The sequence below is a fragment of the Bremerella sp. TYQ1 genome, from assembly GCF_020150455.1.
GTDB classification, from domain to species: domain Bacteria; phylum Planctomycetota; class Planctomycetia; order Pirellulales; family Pirellulaceae; genus Bremerella; species Bremerella volcania_A.
Genome location: NZ_CP083740.1, coordinates 160,889 through 186,902 on the forward strand (window position 1 = coordinate 160,889; position 26,014 = coordinate 186,902).

Sequence of the window (26,014 nt, forward strand, 5' to 3'; positions counted from 1 at the left end):
GAACGGTTCGCTCCTTTTTCTGTTAATGGAACTACGCGCTATACAGCGGAATTATCCGCGTAATTGGCAAATGCCAGCATGCTCGATGTCTGATTTGATCAAAATGATGACCGACTTGCGCTCGTTTCTCCCACCTCAGTTCTGGTATACTGGGCCGCTTCACCCCACAACATGTCTCTTGTCTGGCTTTTCCGTCCTGGAATGCCGGTTGTTGAATACGGCCAACTATGCAAAAAATCACCAAGCTTCTGGCAGCCAATCGTAGTGAAATTGCTATCCGAATTTTCCGAAGTGCCCACGAATTGGGAATTCGGACGGTCGGTATGTACTCGTATGAAGACCGTTTCGCGCTGCATCGTTTTAAGGCGGACGAAGCCTATTTGATCGGTCAAGAAGGTGAGCCTGTTCGGGCCTACCTCGATATCCCCGGTGTAATCCGAATTTGCAAAGAGCATGGCATCGATGCCATTCACCCTGGCTACGGTTTCATGTCGGAAAATCCGGATTTAGCCGACGCGTGCGAAAAGAACGGCATCATCTTTGTCGGTCCGTCAAAGCATTGTTTGGAAATGCTCGGAGACAAAACGGCCGCAAGAAATGTTGCCAAGCAAGCCGGAGTGCCCATCCTCGGAGGCAGTGACGCAGCAATCGAAGATGTCGATTCCGGACGCAAGTTGGCCGAGAAGATGGGCTTTCCCATCATCCTGAAAGCAGCCAAGGGTGGTGGTGGCCGCGGGATGCGAGTCGTTAAATCCGCCGCAGAATTCGACGGAGCATTCAAGGAAGCTCAGCGAGAATCGCTCAACGCTTTCGGCAGCCCAGATATCTTTATCGAAAAGTTCATCGAGCAGGCTCGGCATATCGAAGTTCAACTGTTGGGCGATAAGCAAGGAAACCTCGTTCATCTTTACGAACGCGATTGCAGTGTTCAGCGCCGTCATCAGAAGGTCGTTGAAATCGCGCCGGCACCGAATCTCGATCCTAAGACGCGCCAAGGCTTGTGCGATGCGGCGGTTGCCATCGGTCAGGCGGTTGGATATTACGCCGCAGGAACCGTTGAGTTCTTGGTGGATGCGGCCACCGGAGAGTTCTACTTCATCGAAGTGAATCCCCGTATTCAAGTCGAGCACACGGTGACCGAAGAAATCACGGGCGTCGATATCGTTAAGTCGCAGATTCTTATCGCACAAGGAGAATCGCTTGATCATCCGGAGATTGGAATTCCTAAACAAGAATCAGTCACTCCGTTTGGTTTCGCGTTGCAGTGCCGCGTGACGACTGAAGATCCGTCGAACAAATTCATGCCTGACTACGGCCGCGTTACCCATTACCGCAGCGGAGCAGGCATGGGAGTTCGCCTCGACGCGGGGACCGCCTTCAGCGGAGCTGTTGTGCATCCTTATTACGATTCACTGTTGGTGAAAGTTACCGCCAGGGCGAGAAGGTTTGTCGACGCAACACGACGCATGGAACGTGTCCTACAAGAATTTCGCGTCCGCGGCGTGAAGACAAACATCCCGTTTCTAATTCGGTTGATGAACAACAAGACGTTTGTCGATGGAAACTGCACAACACGGTTCATCGACGAAACGCCTGACTTGATGCAGTTTACGCCACGAAAAGATCGGGCCACCAAACTGTTAAAGTTCCTCGGCGATATTGCCGTCAATGGAAATTCGCTTGTCAAAGATCGAGCCGTTTCTAAACGTCGCGATCCGGCACCGACACCTAAAATCGATAACGACGCGGCACTGCCAAAAGGATCGCGAGACCGCTTCAAGGAACTAGGCGTTGAAAAATTTGCCCAGTGGGTTCGCGATCAGGATCAACTGCTCTTCACCGATACAACGTTCCGTGATGCCCATCAAAGCTTGTTGGCGACCCGCGTGCGAACCAACGATTTGCTGAACATCTCGCCAGCCTATGCCCACAATTGTGCTGACATGTTCTCACTCGAAATGTGGGGCGGAGCAACGTTCGACACGACGATGCGTTTCCTTAAGGAATCGCCGTGGCAGCGTCTGGCCGACATGCGTGAACGAATCCCGAACATCTTGTTTCAAATGCTTCTGCGTGCATCGAATGCGGTTGGCTATACCAATTATCCCGACAACGTCGTGAAGGCATTCGTCGAAGAAGCTTCGCAGGCCGGGATGGATGTTTTCCGCGTCTTTGATGCGCTGAACTGGGTGCCTAACATGAAGGTCGCCATGGATGCGGTCATCGAGTCAGGCGGAATCTGTGAAGCTTCGATTTGCTACACCGGCGACATCAGCAATCCGAAGCGAGACAAATATAACCTGCAGTACTACGTTGACCTGGCAAAACAGTTGGAGTCGATGGGGGCTCACTTCCTAGCCATTAAGGATATGGCTGGTTTGTGTAAGCCAACCGCGGCACGAAAGCTGATCAAAACGTTGCGTGAGGAAATTGGTCTACCGATTCATTTCCACACGCACGACACGGCTGGGATTCAGGCCGCGTCGATCATGGAAGGAGCCGAAGTTGGACTCGACATTGCCGATGCCGCGATGGCCCCTCTCTCAGGCGGAACCTCGCAGCCGAACTTGAACACGGTGGTCGAAATGCTCCGTGGTACCCCGCAGGAAAGCAAGCTGGGCACGAAGCAGATCGATGAAATCGCAGAATACTGGCGTTCCGTTCGCGAGTTCTATACTCCTTTCGAGAGCACCGTTTTGCCGGCGACGGCCGACTTGTATCGGCACGAAATGCCTGGTGGTCAGTACACCAACTTGTTCCAACAGGCCCACGCGCTGGGGCTATCGGATCAATGGTCTGAGATCTGCGAGATCTACGCTCAAGTCAACGAAATGCTGGGTGATATCGTCAAAGTGACCCCCACATCCAAGGCGGTCGGCGACATGGCGCTGTTTATGGTGGCCAACGACCTGACACCGGAAGACGTGCTGAACCCGGATCGGGAACTTGCCTTCCCGGCTTCGGTGAAGGACTTGCTCGGTGGCCGCATGGGACAGCCGCCCGGCGGTTTTCCCGAGCCGCTTCAGAAGCGAGTAATGCGCGACGAAGCGGTTCTCACCTCTCGTCCCGGCGAATCGTTCGAGCCAGCCGACTTTGATGCCGCGGCGGAAAAAGTCGAGCAATTGCTCGGCCGCAAACCGAAGCGAAACGAAGTGGTTTCGTACCTATTGTATCCGAAGGTGTACGAGGACTTCGCCAAGCATCAAGTCACCTATGGTGATACCAGCGGGCTGCCGACGCCGGTCTTCTTCTACGGACAGGAACCTGCCGAAGAGTTGGTCATTGATATCGAAACCGGCAAGACGCTCATCGTGAAGTTCTTGACGGTCAGCGATCCTCATCCGGACGGATCACGAGTCGTTTTCTTCGAGCTCAACGGTCAGCCCCGCGAGGTCAGCATCATCGATCAATCGCTCGAGTCGGACGTTCCGAAACGTCAGAAAGCGGATGCTGCCGATCCGAAGCAGATTGGTTCCTCGATGCCGGGCATGGTGGTGACGATTGCAGTCGAGCCGGGAGAAAAAGTTGCCAAGGGGCAGAAACTCCTTTCGCTGGAAGCCATGAAAATGGAAACCACTGTCTACGCCGAAGTCGATGGCACCGTCGAGGACGTCTTGGTCAAACCAGGCAGTCAGGTCGAAACGGGCGACTTGATGATCAAGTTGTCGTAAGCGATGAGTGACTGGTTTCCTGAACTTGTCGTTGGCGAAATTGAACGCCAGGCGTTCTTTGCCAATGTGGATGTCTTCGACGAGATCTCGTCCACGTCGGACCATGCATTGGCCGAACTGGAAGCGTACTCGAGCCGCTTACCGGCATTGGTGGTTGCCCGGCGGCAGACCAAAGGGCGCGGCAGGGGAACGCGTAGCTGGTTTGCCGGGGACGGGGCACTGACGTTTTCCGCTTTATACGGAACTGCGGACATTCCGATGTCTCCCAGCGACTGGCCGCGCTGCTCGCTGGTGGCCGGCGTGGCCATGTGCCAAACGCTGGAGGCACTCGCCCCGGATTGTCTCGTACAAGTCAAGTGGCCGAACGATGTCTATCTGGCTGGGCGAAAAGTGTGCGGAATCCTGGTCGAAAAACGTGATCTCGCCGAACCGATTCTTTGTGTCGGCGTCGGCGTGAACGTGAACAACTCGCTGGAGAATGCTCCGCAGGATGTGCAGCAGCGGGCCATCGCGCTAACAGATGTGACGCACCGGGAACATTTCCTGCCGGAGATTTTGCTCGAATTCCTCGTTCGATTCCGTGAACTCTGTGCGGCGAATTCTGCTTCGCTTACCGCGCTGTTGCCGTATTGGCAAACGCATTGCTTGTTAACAGGCAGATCGGTCGAGACGACCCAGGCGGGGCGAACGTTCACTGGCGTTTGCCATGGCATCGACGAGCAAGGTGGCCTCTTGATCGAAACTTCGTCGGGGCGAAGAACGATCGTTTCTGGCGAAATCGTTCGATGGTAGCGGCTACTGCATGTGGCAGAAGTGGTAGAGGAAAATTCCGGTCGCCATCGCCACGTTCAGCGAATCGCTTCCGCGCTGCATCGGAATGGTGATCTGATGGGTACACTCGGCGAGGGTAGCATCCTCGAGGCCGAAACCTTCGTTGCCGACCAACAGAACGCTGCGAGGGGCTCGTTTGACTTCGGAAAGTAGTGTCGCATCGTTCGATAGAACCGTAGCGAAGGTCTCGAATTGCCAGCGACGGAGTTGCTTCAAATCGCTCAGGAAGTCGGCCGATTCGACGATCGGAATCTTGAAGGCATGTCCGGTCGAAACGCGTAGCGAACGCCGAGAAAACGGATCGGCACACCCCGCATCCAGCAAAATGGCATCGGCGCCGAAGGCACATGCCGCGCGAATGATCGCGCCGAGATTCTCGTAATCGCCGATTTTCGAGGCGGCTAAAACGGTTGAATGAGGAGGAATCTCTGCGGAGAACGCGTCGCTGATGCCACTCCGATCCTGCCGCTTACCACACGCCATGATGCCGCGGTGGAAGTTATAGCCAACCAACTGTTGGATGACCGACCGCGCGAGTACGTAGATTGGGAACTGCCCGCGGCGATGCTCTGGCAGTGCGGGAAGCTTGGCTTCGTTGTCGACTAAAACGGAGTCGACATGCAAGTCACTCTCGAGCAAACGTTGGACGAGGAACTGGCTTTCAGCGACGAAGTAACCGTCGCGCATGTGGACTTTTCGCTCGTATTCTCGCTGGTAACGAACGAGCCGGGGATCTTCTGGCGAGGTGACGTGGACGATGTTCTCGGACATAGAACGCTATTGTACCGAGTGCCACGTGAGGACGAAGAGGGCGTCGGAAATCACGGGAAAAGTAGGGCGAAGTTGTCAAGGAACGGCAGCTGCTTGTCTGTCATTCTAGCGAAAAAGTGTACGCAGGTCGCATGATTGCTGAGGGGGAATAGATCCCCTTATTTTCGAAGAAATGAACCGCGAAAATGACCTCAAAACGATCTGAAAGCGACACACCTCGTGCAAATATGATGAATAATCGTTGTAGACTGTGCGCATAATACCTTAAAATGGCGCACGAAACAGATGGCGGTGGCTCGATTGGAAAATAAGGGATTTCTAAACGTCGCTAATTTCTGCTGGCGACTGCCCTGATGCACGACAGGGCTTCGAACGCAAAAAGCCCTTGGAGCTGGGAAACCTCCAAGGGCTGAGTCGGAATTCCTCTGAGTCGGGCGGAGAGAGACGCTTACCAGGCCGGAGCGAAGAAAGTCGTCTGTTCGATCACCACCGGGGGCATCGGTGGAACTTCCGATGGCGATGGTTCTGGGTTAACGTTGGCCGGAACCGGTTGGGCTCCTTCGATGGGCGTGCCGTAGTCGATGCTGTAGCCGCAAGCTGGATCGCCACAAGCACCGTTACAGTTGTTGCCGCAACCGCAGCCATTTCCGTAGCAGCCGTTGTCGACGACGTTCCATTTCACTTCGCAGTCAGGGCATTTGTACTCGAACTTCGTCAACTGTTTCACCGAGCGAACTTTGCCGCACTTCAGTGGCGAGCAGCAATCTTCCCAGGGGAAGCGAACGGCAGGGATGCAGACGTCTTTGCACTTGTCGGCATAGCAGTTATGCGCGACTTCAATTTCCTTCACTTCCGGCGAACAGGTCTTGCCGTACGACGAGCAGCACGTCGGTGTGCAGCATTTTGTCGTGCAGCAGCCACTGCCGAAAAACAGCAGGCCGAGGCCAATCATGGCGAGGTAACGGTTCATGGAGAACTCTCCGTATTTGTTTTAACTTTGGTATTTCAGGAATTGCCTGATTCGTGGTCAAACCAGGCAATAAAGTTGCTTAGGTCGGCCGGTTTAGAAGTCGACCATGAAACGGACACCGTAGATGTCGTACCAGCCGGCGTCGGTTCCGATGCCTGCGATCTGGCGATCCGAGAGGCGACCGTTGATGTAGTTGAACTGAACGCGTGCGTTCGGGTTCCACCACCAGTTCAAACCAAACGTGGCACTTTCGCCGACACCACCAAAGACGTCCGCATCGGTGTAGTCGCCGTACGAGTAACGTGCGGCCACTTGCCAGGCACCCCAGCCGTAGCTCTTGCAACCGTCGCAACGATTGACGAGCCAGAAGTTTTCCAGCGGCTTGGTGCGGCCGAGCGTACCGGAGTCGCGTTCCCATGGCGTGTATTCGCCGGTCAGCCAGTAAGCGGCGTAGACATAGCCACCACCGAAGTCGACATCTTCCGCGCCAGATCGGTTGGCGTGGGCAGTCATGTATTCGCCGACGAGCGAGAACGCACCAATGTTCAGCACACCTTCCAAGCCAAGCAGTTGGTAGTTGGAAGCGCCGATGCTGCCGGTGTCGATCCAGCGTTGGCCGGAACGTGCTTCAGGACGAGTACGGAAACGATCGTCGCCGCCGCTGCCTGGGAATGCGGCCGAACCAGAAACAGCCCAGTGAGCGTAACCGCGACCCCCAGAGGTTTCGTCGTACCAAATGGTGTTGGCCAGACGACCAGCAATTTCCGATTGATAGTTGTCGGTACGTTGACCCCCAGTCGTGGCCAGGTCGTCCATCAGGAAGACGCCGTAACGCCAGTTCCAAGCTTGGTTGTCCGAAACGCCGTACGATTGCAAACCGAGACGACGAGCATCTTGGTTAAAAGCTTCGACAACGAAGGGGCGTTCGAGGAAGACGTTGTAACGGCTGGAGTTCAAGTGGTCCAAACCGTAAGGACGCTTTTGATTACCGAGCAATACGGTGTGCAGAAACGGTAGATGGTTCCAGCCGAGGTAAGCGTCTTTGAAGGAAAGATTGTCCGGAGCAGCGAACTCCATTTCAATCTTGTATTCCATGTTTTCCCAGACATCACCCTTCACGCCGAATCGCAAACGACGGAATCCGATGAAGTCGCCGGGGCTTTGGTTGGGGTCGCCTGTTTCGATGAAGTTGGGAAGTTCCGATTCTTGGGGAAAGCCCCAGTAATCGAAGTGCACACGGCCAGACCACTTTTGGGTCGGCTTCATGATGATGTCGACTTCTTTGCAGACATCCTCTTGGGCTTCTTTGGCGTCTGCTTCCAACGCTTCAACGCGTTCAAGCAAGTTGTAATATGAGGTCGCGGAGACGGTGTCGACTTGAGGCAAAGCCTGAGGGACGTCCGGGGTCGCGTAAAACTGCTGAGGAGGTGCGGACACCGGCTGCGCATAGTTCGCATTCGGTGCGTTGTAGTACGTCTCTTGTGCCGCAGCGAGAGACGGGATTAGTGCGCCGAGGCAAATGCCCAAGGCGCGACAAGTCCAACTAGTTTTCATCGTGTGGTTTCCATACTTCACGAATAACGTTCATCCTGAACGAAAGTGACCAATGCCGTTAAGTGCGATAATCGGTACGTACCTTAAGAGTGGCAGATCGATTCCCAGCGGTACCAAAAATCCGCTACGGCAGCGAGAATCGCGAGAAGAGTTGAAATCGCTCGATGACGCGCTTCAGGCGCATCCGTTACATTCGGAACGGAAAACCATTTCAACCGTTACAACAGTTGCTAGCGGCATAAAAGAATCGAAGAGGGTAACGCGATTTCTGCTAACGGTTGTTACAACAAAAAAGAGCGACGCCTGAAAATTCAGACGTCGCTCGCAGTCTTGTAAGGGGCGTTAATACGGCTATTTACATAGTCTTAACAAAGCCACGGCATTCCGTATTCCGGTTATAACGGCTGAACCAGTCAGGTCGCCGTGGCGCCTCCCTTAAGCGAGCTAGTTTCCGTTTGGGCGTGGCTATTATTTTGGCTGCTCGATTCTTCATGTCCGTTCCCATTGGGGCGGATCTCGACTTCCTTCTGGAACTTGCCGTGCAGCATGTTCCAGTCGACCGTTAACGTCGCTCCGGTCTTTTCATGCTGCTTGGCCCAATCCATGAGGGTCTCGAAACAGGCATGATCGACGTAGCTTAGGTTGGTGAGATCGACATGCAGATCAACGCCATCGGGAACTTGTTCCAATCGCTGCGTCAGGATCGGCAGGCGTAGGAACGTGGCAGCTCCGTTCAAGCTGAGCGTGGCTTGGCCTTCTTCTTCGTTGATGTACAAGTCGGCTTCAAAGCGAGTGAATGTCACCAGCAGTTTGACCGCGGAAAGCACGATGCCGGCGACCACCCCAATGAGCAGGTCGAAGCTGACAATCAGAGTGACGGTGGTGGCGTAGATGGCGAATTCGGACCAGCTGGTTTTGTACAGTTCTTTGATCTGCTTGATGTTCAACAGCTTGAAGCCCGTGTAAACGAGCAACGCCCCCAGTGCGGCCCTGGGCACAAGCGTCAAGATTTGCGGCAGGAAGACGATGAACAGCAGAAGCCATGCCCCATGCATGATGGTCGCCCCACGGGTTTGACCGCCGGCGTTGACGTTGGCCGAACTCCGAACGATGACGCCGGTCATCGGCAGGGCACCGACCAAACCGCAAGCCATGTTGCCGATACCTTGGGCGGTTAGTTCTTTATCGTGATTGGTTTTGTGGCCTTGCTTCATCTTGTCGACCGCCGTGGCACATAAAAGCGTTTCGGCACTTGCCACGAGCGCGATCACCAATGCTGAGATGTAAACGGCCGGATCGACGATAATGGACGTCCATTCAGGAGTGGTGTTCAGGAACGAAACTTCTTCGAGCAAGTTTTGCGGAACGTCCAAGTTCTTCAGCGGGAAGTTCCACACAATGGCAACGACGGTTGCCAAGACGATGCCCAGCAGGGCAGCGGGGATCAGTTTCAGTTGTTTCGGAGCGAACGATTGCCACAAAATCATGGTGACAATCGTGATAATCCCGATGGTCGCGGCGAGATGATGCGACGGTAATTCGCCGGTCGTGTCGAAGCATTTCCAGATCGCTTCGGGAATGGTGGCCATGTACTGGAGGCCGCCATGGGCCTTGTGACCGTGCCACAAGGCTTCATGGTCGAGCATCACATGGAACTGGCTGACGATGATCAGTAAGCCGATACCTGCGAGCATGCCGTTGATGACCGCAGGCGAGACGGCTTGGAACCAACGACCGATCATCAGCTTTCCGGCCACAACCTGGATGAGGCCAGCGACCAACACGGAAAATCCGAGGGCCGACAATGCATAGATCATCGCGGAATCGTCGGCCGATTCCTCGGCGACCGTTGCGAAGCCGAGGAACTTTGCTTTCTGCTGCGCGATGATGTCTGCCACGATGACAAACAAGCCAGCCGCAGGGCCACTGACTTGCAAGGGCGATCCGCTGAAAATCCCGACGATCAAACCACCGATGATCCCGGTGATTAACGCGCGTGCAGGATTGACGCCGACCGCCACAGCAATCCCGATACAAAGGGGCAGGGCAACAAGAAAGACAACGATCGAAGAGATGAAGTCTTTCTTGAAAACGCCTGGGAAGTAACCAGGTGTTTCAGGTTTGCTGGTGTCTTGCGTAGCCATGTGGTTGTTTCCGAAAAGGTTTTCCAGAGATCATGCGATCCGGACGTTCGAATCGATGAACTCGTTCGTTTCAGGCGAGAGGACGGTGACTTTTCCAGTGGTGAAGTCATAGAGCCAGCCTTGGAGGCGGAGCTTGTTGGCTGCGACCGCTTCGGCGACTTCGGGAAAAGTCATCAAGTTGCGCAGTTGGAGCCTTATATTGGCTTGAATCAACTGCGTCAGCCTATCGGCGTTGGGATCGGGCGAGTTGTCGTTCAGGGCATCTTGCGAGAGAGCGACCCACTTACCGACTTCTGGCAAACTGGTCACCGCTTCGGGATTCATGAGCCCCTGCATGGCCCCGCACTTGGCATGTCCGCAGACAATGATTTGCGGGACTTTGAGCGCTTTGATGGCGTACTCGATCGTCGCGGCCATCCCGAGATCGGCTTCACCCTTTTTGCCGATGATGTTGCCAGCGTTGCGAATGACGAACAGTTCGCCAGGTTCGCTGTTGGTGATCAACTCGGGATTTACTCGCGAATCGCTGCACGTAATGAAGAGTGCCTCGGGGCTTTGACCTCCGGCGAGTTCTTCAAAGCGGCTTTGCTTTTTGGGGAACGTTTCGTTCTGAAACTTGCTGACTCCAGCTAACAAATCGCGCATGGAATGTATCTTTCTTCTTCCGCGTAAAAACTTGAGGTTGGTAACGTGGGGAGGATCTCGGCTGTGAACAGACCGACGATCTTTCCCAAGTTTACTGGGAGCCTGATTCTGCTGGCAAAGCCTGGCAAAGAATCAGGACAGGGCCTGGGTGCTGCTGAAAGAGTTCGCGCATGGTGCCTGGCAATGGCTGGGATATGTAAGCGCGCAGCAGCCCTGGGGAGAACTAAGAGGTGATGTTTCCGCCGAAGCCGTTATGAAAAGCGACTTGGATGGAAGCCATGGCGGGTATCGCAGAAGAGAAACGTCGATATTGGCGCAGCTTCCAAGCGAAGCTGGCCTGGTTACGAGCGAAAGCGATCCGCTGACACTGACGCGAGATAGCGGAGCGTTCGTGAACCTCCTCTTCCTCGGTCTGCGTTCTGTTCGTGTTCGAGGCCGGAGCCCCCTGCAGTGGCGCACTGCCTGCGACAATCGCACTGGCAAACCGGGGACGTGTGCCCGGCAGCAGTAATGCGAGAATCAGCAGTAAGTAAAGCCAACGTGGTTTCATGCAGTCATTTGCTTCGAGGATGTCGGACACTTAGTTCCAGTACGGACCAAGCGTGCCGTGCGTTCATATCGGCTCTCGGAATTTCCCGCGCCGAATGATTACTCTAGAAAAAGGATAGGTAAAGTGAGAGCTATCGTCCAACCCCGAACAGCGTGGTTCGCAAAAATTTAAGCAGAGTCTCCCCATAAAGCAAGAAAAGACCCCCTAGTAGTTCGCATGCCAATAAAAAAGCCGCCCTGCGATTGCGAGCGGCTTGATGATCGATTGAGCGAGTTTTCACATTGTCCGTCAGGACTATTCAGCCCAGTAATCGATGACGAACGCTTCCTCCAAGTGAGGAGTCAAAATGGAGACAAACTTTTTGTGGGCCGGGTGGGGCAGATATAAGGCTCGATCTTCTTCACTGGCGAAAGTGACGAGAAAGCAGTGCGTGAAGCCTTTGTCGAACATTTCCGGACTGTTATTGGTGCCCCACTCGAATTCCATGATTTGCGGAATCTTCTTGGGCAGCGCGGCGAAGGCCTTCTCGACCTTCTTGATGTCTTCTGCCTTAGCCGACTCTTTGAACTTGAAGATCACCACGTGGCGAAGCTTCTTGGCCGACGAGTTGGCTTCTTTTTCTTCAGCGTGCGACATGGCAGTCATCGAAAATACGCCGACCATCATCAGGAAAGCGCACAGGGAAAGGCAGCGTAATGGCAGACCGGGGAACTTCATAGGAGGCGGGACCTTCTCGGATCTTGTGTCAGGTGGGAGATGCAGCTGGCAGGCAAACATCTAATTTGACACGTTAGCCGACGAATTTCAACGTCTTTCTCCAAGAATTAATGCACGCCTCGATGAGGATTTTTCCTTACCGAGGCGTGCCAAACGCTTTTGCGGATTGGGTTAAGCCAGCAAAGACCGCACTTCCTGGGCCGCTTCCACCATCGATTTCAGCGCGGCTTCCACTTCTGTCCAGCCACGCGTTTTCAGTCCGCAGTCTGGATTCACCCACAGTCGCTGTGGCGGAATGACTTCGACCGCCTTCTGCAGCAGCCCAACCATTTCTTCCTTGGAAGGAACCCGCGGCGAGTGAATGTCGTAGACGCCAGGGCCGATCTCGTTGGGATAACGGAAGCTACCGAATCCGTCGAGAAGCTCCATTTGCGAACGGCTCGTTTCAATCGAGATCACGTCGGCATCCAGTGCGGCGATCGACGGCAAGATCTCGTTGAACTCGCAGTAGCACATGTGGGTGTGGATCTGCGTTTCGTTGGAAACACCACTGGAAGCCAGGCGAAACGCGTCGACCGCCCATTGTAGGTATCGTGGCTGATCTTCCTGACGCAGCGGCAAGCCTTCTCGCAGGGCGGGTTCGTCGATCTGAATCACCCCGATGCCAGCCGCTTCCAAGTCGACCGCTTCGTCACGAATGGCCAACGCGATTTGCTCGCATGTATCACGCCGCGGTTGATCGTCGCGGACGAACGACCAGCACAAGATGGTCACTGGACCGGTCAGCATCCCTTTCACCGGACGGTCGGTCAGCGACTGGGCATACTTGGCCATCGGCACCGTCATCGCCGAAGGACGCTCGATGTCGCCGAAGATGATCGGCGGCTTCACGCAACGGGAACCGTAACTTTGGACCCAACCGTTCTTGGAAACGACAAAGCCGTCGAGTTGTTCGCCGAAATACTCGACCATGTCGTTCCGCTCGAATTCTCCATGCACGAGCACATCGATCCCAAGCGATTCCTGCCGGCGAATGCAGTCTTGCGTTTCCTTCTCGAGATATTGCTGATAGGCGTCGGCGGCCAGGTCCCCTTTACGGAATGCCGCGCGGGCCTGACGTACTTCAGGAGTTTGCGGAAACGAACCGATCGTGGTCGTTGGCAGCAAGGGAAGCTTCAGCCGATCGCGCTGTTGCGACTGGCGGGCGGCATAATCGTCCTGGCGTCGAAGACTTTCCGGCGACACGCTTTTCACGCGATTTCGGATAGCCGGATTGTGGGTGCGAATCGATGTGCGCCGCGTTTCAATCGCGTTGGCGTTAGCTTTCAACTTGTCGGCAACCGCTTCGCGGCCTTGGTTGATGGCCTGGGTCAGCGTCGAGATCTCGTCCAGCTTTTGCCGAGCAAACGCGAGCCAAGAGGTCACCTCCGCATCGATTTCGGTTTCGCACTCTAAGTCGACTGGGCTATGGAGCAGCGAGCAACTTGGGGCAATCAACAAACGATCTTTGCCAATCGCGGAAGCTGCTGTTTCAGCCAACTCCAATGCTTTCGCCAAATCTGCTTTCCAAACGTTGCGTCCGTCGATCAGGCCCAGCGAAAGGTATTGATCGTCACGAACATGCTTTAGCGCCGCAGTCAGTTGCTGCGCGTCGGCGACCAAATCGAGATGCACCGCACTGACCGGCAGCGAGAACGCCAGCGGCAGGTTTTCGCGAAGCGACTCGAAATAGCTTGTCAGGACGGGCTTCACATTGCCAAGCGAATTCTGCAAGACATCCCAGCTATGCTTCAAAGCGTTCTGAGCATCGGCATTAAGATCGAGGGCCAAGATCGGTTCGTCCCATTGAACCCACGTAATGCCAGCTTCGTTCAGCTTGCCGAGCAGTTGTTCGTAAATCGGCAACAGTCGATCGAGCAGCACCAGCGGCGAAGCGTCGCTCCCTTTCAGTTTGCCTAGCAGCAGCAGGCTGACCGGACCAAGGACGACAGGGCGAACATCCGCGGCGATCTCGCGAGCAGCCGCGATCTCTTTGAGGTAAGCGTCGGCGTTCAATTCAAACTGCTGATCGGCAGTCCACTCGGGAACGATGTAGTGGTAGTTGGTGTTGAACCACTTCGTCATTTCGAGCGCCGGCAGATCGGCACCTTTTTGCGTGCCACGGGCCATGGCGAAATAGCGATCGAGTTCGCTGACCAATTGCGGCGTGCGATAAGCCGCAGGTACCGCACCGACGCGCTGAGCCCAGTCGAGGACATGGTCGTAGAACGAGAAGTCGCCGACGGGAAGCTGATCGATTCCTGCCTCGGCTTGCCACTTCCAGTTCGTTTCACGTACTTCCGCGGCGCCCGAAAGCAGATCTTCCGCTCCGATCGAACCTTTCCAGTACTTTTCTTGCAGCCATTTCAGCTGACGTCGGGCTCCGATCCGTGGAAATCCCAGATTTGTTGCCATTGCCATGAGGGTTACAGTCCTTGTTGAGGGGAAATGAGTGATAACACTTGCTTGGGGGACTAATTTATCGGTACGATACTCATGGATACAGTTTTGGATGTGTGGTTTAATTGGGGTTACAGATGAGGTGGCACGAAGATGCCCGATCAGATTTCCTCAGAGAGATGGGTGACAGATGAAATCGGCCCCTAACCAGAGCTCCCCGGCGAGCGAAGATGAGAACACGCTTTACTATCAATTGGCCGACAAGATACGCCGGTTGATCCAGTCAGGCGCGTTTGAGCCAGGCGAAAAGCTTCCTTCGATCCGCCGACTGAGCGAAGAGCATCGCGTCAGTTTGAATACGGCCAAAAGCGCACTGGCGCTGCTGGAAGACTGGCGAGCGATCGAAGTGCGACCGCAGTCGGGGCATTACGTGCGCCGGCCGCCGGAGGAATTGCCGAAGCTGTCTTCGACGAGTCCTAACGGTGAGGCTTGTGTCATCCAGACCAACATCCCGACACGCATGAATGCCGCGATCGGCTCTGGCGCGGAACCGACATTAGGTGCCGCGGTGCAGTCGACCCAACTGATGCCGCTGGGCGTGCTGAACAAGTCGTATCAGAAGGTGATGCGCGACTTGCCAGATGCCTGCTTCGGTTACGACGGTGTGCCAGGCCATGAAACGCTGCGGAAGTCGATCGCCAAGCGCGGGACGGAAGCAGGCTATATCGTGAGCCCGGACGATATCGTCATTACCAGCGGAGCGAAGGAGGCCGTTTATCTTTCGATCAAATGCGTAGCGCCTCCGGGAAGTATCGTCGCGATCGAATCGCCGGCCTATTACGCCTTGTTGGAAGTGCTGCAGTCGTTGGGACTCAAAGCGGTGGAAGTGGCGTGCGACCCGGAAACCGGCATTCAGCTCGACCATTTGGATCATGTGCTGGGGAAGTACGACATCGCCGCGTGCGCGATGGTGTCGAACTTCTCGAATCCCACCGGCAGTTTGATGCCGGAAGAGAATAAGAAACGCCTGGTCGACATCTTAAACCGTTACCAGGTTCCGCTGGTCGAAGATGACGTGTATGGCGATCTTTCGTTCCGTTCGCCCCGTCCCCGCGCGGTGAAAGCGTTCGACACGGAAGGGCGAATTCTGTACTGCGGATCGTTCAGCAAGACCCTTTCGCCAGGACTTCGCTTAGGCTGGTGCATCCCGGGACGCTACTTGCAGCAGTTTCAATTGATGAAGTTGGTCGTCAATCAATGCACGTCCGTAGCCCCGCAGTTGGTGGCCGCGGAGATTTTGGAGACCGGAGCGTACGACCGGCATTTGCGAAAAGTTCGCTCGCAGTTTTCCGAGCAAATGGACGACGCACTTCGTGCCGTGCGGACTTGTTTCCCCGATGGCGTGAGAGCGTCGCGACCTTCGGGTGGGCACGTCTTGTGGATTGAAATGCCGCGGCATGTCGACGCGATGAAGATGTACCACACGCTGAGCGAAGAAGGCATTCAGTTCGCGCCAGGGCCGATCTTCTCGCCCAGCGGAGCGTTTAAAAACTATATCCGTATCAACACCGGATTCCCCTGGTCGCCGTTTCTACATCGGCAAGTCGAACGAATGGGGCAGTATATCCGTCACGGGATGTAGCTGAGCAAGGAAAGCTTCGCTTTTGCGGGTGGTTCGGGTTTGTAAACCCGGATCAGCGCAGCTGACAAGAGGCTGATCGTTTGAGTCTTTAGAAAATTGCGGCTTCCACGAGCCATTAGCCGAGACTTATCTGCCTCTTGTGGCCTGCGGCCATCCGGGTTTACAAACCCGGACCACCCGGTTGTTGGTTGGGGGGCCAGGCGAGAGCTACTCGCTGGATTCTTTTTGCCGGTATTTCTCGAAGGGGCTGGTCTCGGGCGAGAAGAGCATGTGGCCGATTTCGGCGGCGAACAGCAGCACGTGTGCCGACAGGAAAATCCACATCACCGTAATCACCAGCGTCGTGCTGGTGGCGTAGGCCTGGGCGACGACGTTTTTGATGGCAGCGGCGATAATCAGGTATTTGCCAATTTGAAAGAGGACCGTTCCGATCAACGCGCCGCTGACAACTTCTCGCCAGGGGGGACGTCGCATCGGCAGGAATCGTAGCATTCCGTAGAAAACGGCGAGAACCGTCAGCCACGAGATGACCTGCATCGGCAGCCAGTCGCGGTCGTCCGGGGCGATAAAACTTAGCAGGGGAGCTTTCACCAAAAGCGTATGCGACCAGGCACTCAATAGGGATGCGAGTGCCAGTAGGAGGCCGACGCCAATCGAAAACAACGCGGCACGCACGCGGCCGAGGACGACGGCCAAAACGCTGCCCCGAATTCCTTCTGCAGCGAAGCCATTGATACGGTTCAACGCTTTGCGAAGCTGCATGAACGTTGCCGAAGCACTCCAAACGGCGATCAAGCTAAAGAAGATCGTCGGTAGCATCGTCGCTTCACGAAACGCTGACAGTTTCACCTGATCGACAATCGCTTTTCCGTAGGTGTCTCCCAGGGCACTATCGAAGAAGTCGACTGCTGCCTGGCGAGCACCGGCGTCGCTTTCCAGGATTTCTCCGGCAATCGCGACGGCGAAAACGATAATCGGGGCCAGGGAAAAGATAACGAAGAACGCAATCGCCGCCGCCGAGGTCGAGTGATCGTTTGCGACCCAGCGCTGAAAAAACTGGGAGAAAAACTTTTTCCACGGCTGCAGCATAACGGTATGGGGATCGAGAACCTTAGGTGCTTCTGAGTGCATCAAAACCGCCATTCTAACAGGGGTTGCGCGACTGCGTAGTTCGCGAGGTGCCGCAAACCTGGAAAGTTGGGCAAGACCCCATTGAAAATTGACCGCTCAACTTCGTACCATCAATGGGCTCTAGAGGCCGTCTGGGCCTCGGCTCTCTACGCGAGAAACACCTCGCTAGGGGGCAACGATTTGCCACGCAGTCAACGGACGAGAATCGGGTGAACGGACTCAATCCGCCACAATTGGAAGCGGTAAATACCTTGTCAGGCCCCATGTTGGTGTTGGCCGGGGCAGGGTCCGGCAAGACCCGGGTGGTGACGTTCCGTATCGCGAATCTCATTAAGCATCGGATCAAGCCGCAGCGTATCCTGGCGGTGACGTTCACCAACAAAGCCGCTGCGGAAATGAAGGAGCGAGCCCTCAAACTGCTGGGCAATAAGTCGGACGACGAGCCGGTCGTGTCGACGTTCCACTCTCATTGTGTTCGCATTTTGCGGCGACATATTAACCATTTGGGTTATCCGAACACGTACACCATCTACGATCGCAGCGATCAGGAAATGGTCGCGCGAAGCGTTCTCCGCGAAATTCGCGTTCCCAACGAAACCCTGCGGCCAGGCGACCTGTTGAACTTCATCAGCCGCTGGAAGTCGGCGGGGATTCGCCCAAAAGAAGCGTTTTCGCACGCCGATACCGACAAAGCCCACTTGGCCGCGGTCGCATTTCGGCGATATCAAAATGCTCTGAAATCGTGCGGGGCACTCGACTTCGACGACTTGCTGCTGTGCACCGAAGAGCTTTTCACCAACTTTCCGGCCGTTCGCGAGCAAGAAGCCGCGATGTTCGATCACGTGATGATCGACGAATATCAAGACACCAACGCTTCGCAGTACCGCATCGTCCGCGGTTTGACCGAAGGGCACCGCAACTTGTGTGTTGTGGGAGACGACGACCAGTCGATTTACAGCTGGCGCGGGGCCGAGGTGAAGCACATTCTGCGGTTTAAAGAAGATTGGCCCGAAGCGAAAGTCGTGCTTCTGGCCGACAACTACCGCTGTACAAGTGCCATTTTGACGGTGGCGAACCGCCTGGTGGCGTTCAATGGAACACGCTACGACAAAGTCTTGAATGCGGCCCGGCATGGGGGCGACCAGCCGAAGGTACTGTACTTTAAAGACGAAGAAAAAGAGGCCGAAGAAGTCGTTGGTGATATCGCTCGCCGGATCAACGATCCGAACGTCGAGCCACGTGATTTCGCGATTTTGTTCCGCACCAACGAGCAGCCGCGTGCGTTCGAGCAGCAGTTTCGGGCAATGAATATCCCCTACACGCTGATTGGTGGAATGTCGTTCTTCGATCGGAAGGAAGTCCGCGATATTCTGTCGTACCTGAAGCTGATCAATTCGCACCAAGATGAAGTCTCGTTGCTGCGAATCATTAACACGCCGCCACGAGGGATTGGGCAAAAGACGGTCAAGGATTTGCTCGATTACGCGACCAACGAAGGGAAACCGCTGTGGGACGTGCTACCATTGGCTGCCGCCATCCGAGGTGGTTCGTCCACGACGACCACCGAAGCGATCAGCAAGTTTGTGCGTTTGATCAAACATTACAGCAAGCGTCTGGAGAATAAGGACTCGCTGACTGACATCGTGCGCGATTTGATCGGTGCGATCGGCTATCAGCAGGAGTTGCAGCGGCTTTACCCCGACCCGAACGACCGTGAATCGCGTGAAGCGGCTGTCGAACAGGTCGTCAATGCGGTGAGTGCGTACGAGGAAAAGAAGAAAAAGAAGGCCACCCTGGCCGGATTTCTCGACGATACGGCGCTCGCTGGCGATGGCTTCGATAACGAGAAAGAAAAACAGCTCAAAAAGAACGGCGTCATCCTAATGACGTTGCACGCCGCCAAAGGGCTCGAATTTCCCTACGTTTACATGGTCGGTATGGAAGAAGGCATTCTTCCCCATAGCCGCAGCTTGAAAGATGGGGACGAAGCGATCGAAGAGGAACGCCGACTCTGTTACGTCGGCATTACCCGGGCCCAGGAACGTCTGACGTTCTCGTTTGCCCTGGCTCGAAAGAAATGGGGTAAGCCCCGTCCAACCGAAACGAGCCGATTTCTTTACGAATTGACAGGACAAGCCGATAATCCGAATGCGGTCGACCCAGCCGCTAAAGCTCCGGCGGCAAAGCCCAAGTCAGCCCAAAAGCGGCCATCGGCCGGTGCCCGACGTCGGTAGGGTCCGCACGTCGAAAAACTTGTTGTCGACGCCAACTCAGACGCACTTGTTAGCCCCAACGGAGCTGGCGGGAAGAAATCGTCGTACCATGGAACCCTTCAAGCACGATTCGTCCGAACCGGCCGCTTCGATAGCCGAGGTGAAGCCGAAGCTGTCCTTAGGCGTGATCTTCGGACGGCTGATGATTTCGCTGGTGTCGTGGTCGGTGCATGCAGGAGTGACGTGGACATTGCTCTTAATTTACATCCACGTCGTAGGAATGGCACGCCAGGACTATGTCGAGTACGACCTCGATCTGCCGGCGGTATCCGAGCTTGTGATGCATTTGTCGGATGGATTCACGAATTACTCGTACCTTTTGATTTTGGCGCTAATCGTGATCGACGGACCGATTGCTATCGGTGTTTGCTACCTGCCGCGACGGTTTCAATGGGTGACTTGGATCTGGTTTACTAGCTATTTGTTGATTGCCATACTGCTGCTCGCCCTGGCCGCGATAGGCCTGCCGTTTCCATTTATTGACATCACTATTGGTTTCTAAATACGCCCAGTTGGTCGGGCCCGCGTGTCGCGGGTCGAAAAAGCGTTATTGATACCAATTTAGGTATCGAGATGCTGTTAAGGCCCTATGCCACTCCAGGGGCTTCCGCCCTGGCTATTTTCGGTCGGTCCTCCGGAGCTGGCGGGAAGGGAAAAGCGCGAGATGGAACCGTTCGAGGACTCGACTTCGGAGCGTGCCGCCTCAGCGGAGGAGACTGGGGCAAGGCTCTCGGTAGGGGTGATCGTGCGGCGTCTGGTGGTTTCGATACTGGCCTGGTCGGTCCATTTCCTGGTCACCGCAGCGTTGTTGGTCGTCTTTGTCCAGCTTGTTCCAATGGTTCGCCAGCAATTAGAAGATATGGACCTCGATCTGCCAGCGACGAGCGAAATTACACTGTACTGGTCTTCTGGCTTTATCAACTACTGGTATTTGCTTGTTCTCGCACACGTTGTAATCGACGCGCCGATTGCCATCGCGGTTTGTTATCTGCCGCGAAATCTTCAGTGGGTGACTTGGATTTGGTTTACAAGCTACTTCTTGCTGGCCATTTTCATGCTGATCGTCGCATGTGCCGGAGTAAGCTTGCCGTTTGTGGACATGACGGTAAATCTGTCCTAAGTCGATGTCATTGGATGGAGATGTTCTTTCACCCCTTCAGGACTGGCAAAAATGCCTGCCAATTAAGTAGATCGGCCTAAACCGGGAATGTATTACTGAAGATGGCCGGCCCGTTTGGGTGGTTTCTGGTGTCGGTAAACTCTCTTCGCGACTTTAACAAATCTGGATAGGCGAAACTTTGTCGTTTCGTTAAACTGTACGCATTGTGCCAGCATGCACGATGCTATCGCAGGATGTTTCGAAGGCCGTCAGCCATGGAGAGAGGCCGTGACGCCTGGTTCCCCTTTCAGGTTTATCCAAACCGGTGACATTCATCTCGATCAACCGCTTGGCGGGCTCGCCGAAGTGCCGGAGCACTTGCGCGAGATCTTTCTGAGTGCGCCGCGCCAAGCGATGCAACAAGTGGTGGAAAACGCCTTGTTGCATGAAGTTGATTTCGTTCTGATCACCGGGAATGTTCTCGACGTTCGCCAAAGTAGTCCGGTGATTGTCGGTTTTCTGCTGGATCAGTTGGAAACGCTGAACGACGCCGGCATCAAAGTCTATTGGGTTGGTGGCGAAACCGATCCTCCGGCCCGCTGGCCTGCTTCGATTCATCTGCCGGCCAACGTCCACACCATTGGTCCTGGCAAACCGATTGAAATCTTACATCAACGCGAAGACGTGCCGATCTGCACGATCATCGCCCAAGGCTTTATTGGCCGCGAACCAGGCTGGAGCCAGTTTCGACCAGACGCCGCGGGCCTGTTCACCATTGGTGCCCTTAACGGCGATTTCGAGTCGGAAGCGATTGCCCGCAGCGGGATTCCTTACTGGGCCCTCGGTGGCAAAGAGCTACGCGACAAATTGAATTCTTCGCCAGCGATTGCTGTTTATGCAGGTTCGCCGCAAGGACGCGCCATCACGCACAACGGCCAACGTAGCTGCACGCTGGTAGAAGTCGACGAAGAAGGGGATGTCGCGATGGAAGCGATTCCCACCGACGTCTGCCGCTGGCAAAGTGAAATCATCGAGCTGGAAAACTGCAAGAAGGTGAGCGACCTGACGCAGATTATCAAGAACCGGCTCAACACGCTGAACACCACCAAGGGAAATCGCCAATTGATGATCGATTGGCGGGTGATTGTTGCTAACGAAGCGACACGCGAACTGCTGAAGGAAGAGACCTGGCAGCAAGTCACTGACGAACTGAACAAGCAGTTCGGTGAAGAACCGATGGGTTCGTGGACGTACGAACTGACCGTCGAAACGGCCTCGGTGATTCCCGAAGCGTGGTTCCAAGAACAATCGATTTGTGGCGATTACCTGCGACTGACGCGGGAACTTGCCGCCGATCCGAGTCTGCCGATCGAGCTAACGCAGTTCCTTGCCGAAGGGCACGAGGAAAGCCAGTTGGCCGAGGCGGTTTCGATCGAATCCAGAGAAAATCGCCGCCGCGTGTTGCAAGACGCACGCCGGATGGGCGTCCGATTACTGCGAGCCGAGTGACCAAGCGATCCGCCGGCAAGCTGGTAATGGGCCATCTTCAGGAGTGAAGGGATGCAACTCAATCAAATTCAAATCGACGGTTTCGGTGTCTGGCACGACTTAAGTGTCGAGCAACTTTCACCGACGATTACCGTCTTGTTCGGCCACAACGAAGCAGGCAAGAGCACGCTGTTGCACTTCCTGCGAACGATGCTGTATGGCCAGGAACCCGATCTCGAACGTCGCTACTTGCCCCCAGTGCATGGCGGAGAGCCTGGCGGGGCGCTGCGTGTGAATGGTTCGATGGGCCGCTTTAAAGTGGTCCGTCGTTTCAATCAGGACGGCACCGAAGAACAAGTCTGGATCGAAGCGAAAGATGGTACCCGGCAAAGTCGTGCGCAGCTCGACGCGCTGCTGGAAGGGGTCGACCGCCTGACGTACAGCAACATCTTCGCTGTCGGTCTGCGTGAAATGCAACTCCTCGCGACGCTGGACGATAGTGTCGCTGCCCAAAAGATTTACGAACTGACAAGCGGATTAGACCGCATCTCGCTCGCCGAAGTGATGCGAGAATTAGAGACCGCCCGGTGCCGCTTGATCTCTGGCGGCGAAGAAGAAGCGCTCGTCGATCAACTGCTCGAAAAGCATCAAGTCCTTAAGAAGGAAATCGATCAGCTGCGCGGCGGTACGCAGGAATGGTCGAACCTGTTGAATCAGCGCCGCGCGCTGGAAACGCAGATCAACCAGTTCCAGTTCAAAGTGGCCGACTTGGAAAAAGTGGTCCAGTTTATTGAACTTGGTCAGGCTCTGCGTCCTGAGGTCAATCGCCGCAACAAGCTGCAAGAGAAGATCGAGTCGTACGGCGAGTTGCCGGAAGTGTCGCGAGAAACGCTGCGTCATTTGCACTCGCTGCAGGATCAGATTGCCAAGAAACGAACCAAATGCCGCGAACTGCGGGGCAACTATACCGAACTTCGCGAAAAGCATAGTTCGATCCCCGTTAATCAAGAGCTGGCTCGACAAGCAGCACGTGTCGACGCGTTGGGCGAACAGCGGCAGTGGATCCTTTCGCTCACTCAGCAATTAGAGCGAAACCAGGACGAAGAAGCGCAGATCAAGTCCGAGATCGAAGATCTGTGGGAACAAACCGGCGTCAAGACACGCGGCGGCAAGCGACCTGACTTGTCACGCAAGCAGCTCCGCTCGCTGCGAGATCCGCTACGAACGCTCGAGAACGCCACTCAAGAGCTGGACGACACCAAGCGTCACACATCGACCCACGAAGAAGAACTGCTCGACGTCGAAAGCGAAGTCGAAAAGTCGCTGACTTCGCTCGGGGAAGAAGACCTCAACAAGGCGCTCACCAAAGCAGGCGACCTGGTCAACTTGCTGCGTCGCCGAATTCAGGTCGAAGACAAGATCGATCAGATTCGCATCCAGTACCGCGAGTCGGAAGCGGAAACGCACGACCTGCTCGAAAACCAGATGGCTCCGAAGCCCGAGATGGTGATGCTGGGAGCATTGTTCATCGCCGGCGGTTCGATGACGCTCTACTCGATCTTCGGGCCTGCCCTGTTGATCGGTTGGCAACTCGGGCACTTCGGGTGGATTTTTGGCTCGATGGCGATGATCGCTTCGTACAGTATGAAGCGAAAGATGGACAACGAGACCGCTCAGCAGTTCGACTCCGCCAAGCGGCAGTTGATGCTGTTGGATCAGCAGCTCGATAAAGCAGTGGCGGAGCAGAAAGAGCTCGACATCTCGTTGCCACGTGGCAATGGAGCGTTGATGGCCCGGCTGAAAAGTGCCGAAGAACATCTCGCACGACTCGAAGAACTGATTCCGCTCGGCCACAAGCTGGGCGAAGTTCGCGAGAAACAAGAGTCGAGCACGCAGCAGATTACCGACTTGGAGCAAGCGGTGATCAAAGCGCGAAAGAACTGGAAAGAAGCCCTGCGTGTCCTCGATTTGCCGGAAGATATTGACCCGGACCGCGTGAAGTCGCTGGGGCGATTCCTAGCTCAGATTCATCAACTACGTAAGCGTTTGAAGGGTATTCGCAGCGAAAACGAAATCGCCGAACGTGAACGTGAAGCTTTGCTGACTCGGATTTCGCACCTGGCCAAAGATGTCGGGGTGCAGCCCAAAACTAACGACGCACTTCTGCTGCTGGATCAGTTGGAAGACGATTTGCTGCGTCAGGAAGGGAAGCATAAACAGCGTTCCGGTTTGTTCGAGCAAGGGCAGAAAGTCCGTGGTGACTTCCGCCGCGTCGCCGCAGAAGCCAAGGAACTGATTGCCGAACGTGAACAGATTCTGGAAGAAGCCAACAGCGCCGACGAAGAAGAGTACCTGACTTGGATCGTGAAAACCGAAGAAGTCGAGGAACTCGAAGCGAAGCTGGAAGATCTGACCGAAAAGATCGACGAGAAAATCGGCACCGACAGCACGCTGGAAGAAATCGAAGCCTGGCTCGAAACGAACGTTAGCAAGGAAGCGGACGAGCAGCTTGCCAAGTTGTTGGCCGACCATCAGCATGCCGAAAAGCGGATGCAGGAATGCTTCGAGCGTCGTGGTGAACTGAAAGTTCAACTTGAATCGCTCGAAAAAAACGACCGCCTGTTGCATGCTCAACTCGAGCTGACCGAAGTCGAAGCTCAGCTGGAAAAAGCGATCGAAAAGTGGCAGACGTTGGCGACAACCTCCTGCATTCTCGAACAGATTCGTCGTGTGTACGAAAACGATCGTCAGCCGGAAACGCTGCGTCTCGCTTCCAGCTACATGCGAAAGCTGACCGATGGCCGATACATCCGTATCTGGACGCCGCTGCACGAAAATACGCTGTTCGTGGAAGAAAAAGATGCCGACTCGAAGAGTCTCGCGCACCTCAGCGAAGGGACCCGGGAACAAGTCTTCCTCAGCGTTCGCTTGGCACTGATTCATTTGTTTGCTCGCCAAGGCCGCGTGCTTCCGGTGATTCTGGACGATGTGTTGGTGAACTTCGACTCGAAGCGATCCAAAGCGACGGCGAACCTGTTTAAGGAGTTCGCCGCCGAAGGACACCAGCTGTTAATCTTCACCTGTCACGAGCATATCGCTGCGATGTTCCAGGACATGGGAGCCGACGTTCGTCAGCTGCCGAAGTTCACCGGTGTCTGTCGTCCTGGTTTGATCGAGATCGATCAGCCACTTCCGGCGATGGAGCTTCCTGCCCCGAAACCCGAACCAAAGCCAGAGCCCAAGCCGGAACCTCCTAAGCCAGCTCCTAAACCGGCTGTCAAACGCGCCCCGCTGCCAGAGCCTGAGGTAACCGTTCATATCGAGAACCCTAAGCCAGAGCCGGTTCCTTATCAGCCACTGAAGTACACCGAAGTCGTGCTTCCAGAGTACGTGCCAATCGAATACGAAGTGGTGAAGAAGGTCGAGTTCGAGGACATCCCGCTACCGGTGATCGAACTGCCGAAGGAAGAGCCTGTCCGGCTTCGCTGCGACGTGTTGCAGGAAGATGTCAGCTACCGCCTGAAGGGAAGTGACGTCACCAGCAAGTACCATCTTTCGCTCTCCGATTTTGATGTCGATACGAGCGAAGCCATCAACTATCGCTTGAAGGATGCCGACGGCCAGCGCAAACCGGCAATCGACTGGGATGCGTTACTGGCGGAAGAGCCTGTTGAAGAAGAACCATTCGAAGAAGAGTTCCCTGTCGCCGATTCAATTCTTCAGCCAGAGCCGATGTGGGGCTATGCTCCTGATCCGCTTCCTGAGCCTGAACCAGAGCTTGAGCTCGAATTGACGCCGGAACCAGAGCCTGAGCCTGAACCGATTCCTGTTCCTGCGAAAAAGAAAGTTCGCGTGAAGTACGTTTATACGGCTCACGACGAATTCGGCTGGGACTCGCCACGTCGCTGGTACGAGCATGAAGATCCTCGTAAAGATCATGATGAAGTGGTCATTCGCGAAGAAATCGTCGAAGAAGGTGATGTCTAGGGAAGCGGCCATGCTTAAGGAAACAGTGCTTTCTCGGCATTGTTTCCTCCTCGCTTCGCAGTAGTTAAAATCAATCCAGCACCGCCGAGCATTCGGTTCTTG

General features: G+C 55.2%; 17 protein-coding genes. 8 read left to right on the forward strand and 9 right to left on the reverse strand.

Annotated elements, in window-relative coordinates; genetic code table 11:
- Positions 1 to 227 precede the first annotated feature (227 nt).
- Together LA756_RS00615 and LA756_RS00620 are read left to right on the forward strand one after the other, a co-directional pair.
- Entirely contained in the window at positions 228 to 3,671 is a 3,444-nt protein-coding gene (locus LA756_RS00615; RefSeq protein WP_224437949.1) for a pyruvate carboxylase, read from the forward strand.
- Positions 3,672 to 3,674: 3 nt separating this feature from the next.
- On the forward strand, positions 3,675 to 4,463 hold the full coding sequence (locus tag LA756_RS00620; protein WP_224437950.1) for a biotin--[acetyl-CoA-carboxylase] ligase: 789 nt from the start codon (positions 3,675 to 3,677) through the stop codon (positions 4,461 to 4,463).
- Between the two features lie 3 nt (positions 4,464 to 4,466).
- On the opposite strand, the gene LA756_RS00625 is transcribed toward LA756_RS00620, so the two are convergent.
- The 8 genes from LA756_RS00625 to metE form a co-directional block, all read right to left on the reverse strand.
- A complete protein-coding gene (locus LA756_RS00625; protein WP_224437951.1) occupies positions 4,467 to 5,273 on the reverse strand; it encodes an RNA methyltransferase in 807 nt (268 codons plus the stop codon).
- 448 nt (positions 5,274 to 5,721) lie between these two features.
- Positions 5,722 to 6,243, reverse strand: a complete 522-nt coding sequence (locus tag LA756_RS00630) for a hypothetical protein (protein WP_224437952.1) — start codon at positions 6,241 to 6,243, stop codon at positions 5,722 to 5,724.
- 93 nt (positions 6,244 to 6,336) lie between these two features.
- Entirely contained in the window at positions 6,337 to 7,797 is a 1,461-nt protein-coding gene (locus LA756_RS00635) for an OprO/OprP family phosphate-selective porin (protein WP_224437953.1), read from the reverse strand.
- A gap of 413 nt (positions 7,798 to 8,210) precedes the next feature.
- Entirely contained in the window at positions 8,211 to 9,941 is a 1,731-nt protein-coding gene (locus LA756_RS00640) for a SulP family inorganic anion transporter (RefSeq protein ID WP_224437954.1), read from the reverse strand.
- A 30-nt stretch (positions 9,942 to 9,971) separates the two neighbouring features.
- Positions 9,972 to 10,586, reverse strand: a complete 615-nt coding sequence (locus LA756_RS00645) for a carbonic anhydrase (RefSeq protein WP_224437955.1) — start codon at positions 10,584 to 10,586, stop codon at positions 9,972 to 9,974.
- Positions 10,587 to 10,809: 223 nt separating this feature from the next.
- Positions 10,810 to 11,136, reverse strand: a complete 327-nt coding sequence (locus LA756_RS00650) for a hypothetical protein (RefSeq protein WP_224437956.1) — start codon at positions 11,134 to 11,136, stop codon at positions 10,810 to 10,812.
- 294 nt (positions 11,137 to 11,430) lie between these two features.
- On the reverse strand, positions 11,431 to 11,772 hold the full coding sequence (locus tag LA756_RS00655) for a Dabb family protein (protein ID WP_224437957.1): 342 nt from the start codon (positions 11,770 to 11,772) through the stop codon (positions 11,431 to 11,433).
- A gap of 252 nt (positions 11,773 to 12,024) precedes the next feature.
- Positions 12,025 to 14,313, reverse strand: coding sequence for a 5-methyltetrahydropteroyltriglutamate--homocysteine S-methyltransferase (gene metE / locus LA756_RS00660; RefSeq protein WP_224437958.1), 2,289 nt, complete (start codon positions 14,311 to 14,313; stop codon positions 12,025 to 12,027).
- Positions 14,314 to 14,482: 169 nt separating this feature from the next.
- Between metE and LA756_RS00665 the strand changes: the two genes are divergently transcribed.
- Positions 14,483 to 15,934, forward strand: coding sequence for a PLP-dependent aminotransferase family protein (locus LA756_RS00665; RefSeq protein WP_224437959.1), 1,452 nt, complete (start codon positions 14,483 to 14,485; stop codon positions 15,932 to 15,934).
- Positions 15,935 to 16,141: 207 nt separating this feature from the next.
- On the opposite strand, the gene LA756_RS00670 is transcribed toward LA756_RS00665, so the two are convergent.
- On the reverse strand, positions 16,142 to 17,065 hold the full coding sequence (locus tag LA756_RS00670) for a YihY/virulence factor BrkB family protein (protein WP_224437960.1): 924 nt from the start codon (positions 17,063 to 17,065) through the stop codon (positions 16,142 to 16,144).
- 209 nt (positions 17,066 to 17,274) lie between these two features.
- Here LA756_RS00670 and LA756_RS00675 point away from each other — a divergent pair, with 209 nt between their 5' ends.
- The 5 genes from LA756_RS00675 (at position 17,275) to LA756_RS00695 (ending at position 25,912) form a co-directional block, all read left to right on the forward strand.
- Positions 17,275 to 19,299: an ATP-dependent helicase gene (locus LA756_RS00675; protein WP_224437961.1), complete on the forward strand. Its 2,025-nt coding sequence runs from the start codon at positions 17,275 to 17,277 to the stop codon at positions 19,297 to 19,299.
- An 88-nt stretch (positions 19,300 to 19,387) separates the two neighbouring features.
- Positions 19,388 to 19,840, forward strand: a complete 453-nt coding sequence (locus tag LA756_RS00680; protein WP_224437962.1) for a hypothetical protein — start codon at positions 19,388 to 19,390, stop codon at positions 19,838 to 19,840.
- A 162-nt stretch (positions 19,841 to 20,002) separates the two neighbouring features.
- Positions 20,003 to 20,458, forward strand: coding sequence for a hypothetical protein (locus LA756_RS00685; protein ID WP_224437963.1), 456 nt, complete (start codon positions 20,003 to 20,005; stop codon positions 20,456 to 20,458).
- 267 nt (positions 20,459 to 20,725) lie between these two features.
- Positions 20,726 to 21,946: a hypothetical protein gene (locus LA756_RS00690; RefSeq protein WP_224437964.1), complete on the forward strand. Its 1,221-nt coding sequence runs from the start codon at positions 20,726 to 20,728 to the stop codon at positions 21,944 to 21,946.
- 51 nt (positions 21,947 to 21,997) lie between these two features.
- Positions 21,998 to 25,912: an AAA family ATPase gene (locus LA756_RS00695; RefSeq protein WP_224437965.1), complete on the forward strand. Its 3,915-nt coding sequence runs from the start codon at positions 21,998 to 22,000 to the stop codon at positions 25,910 to 25,912.
- Positions 25,913 to 26,014 lie beyond the last annotated feature (102 nt).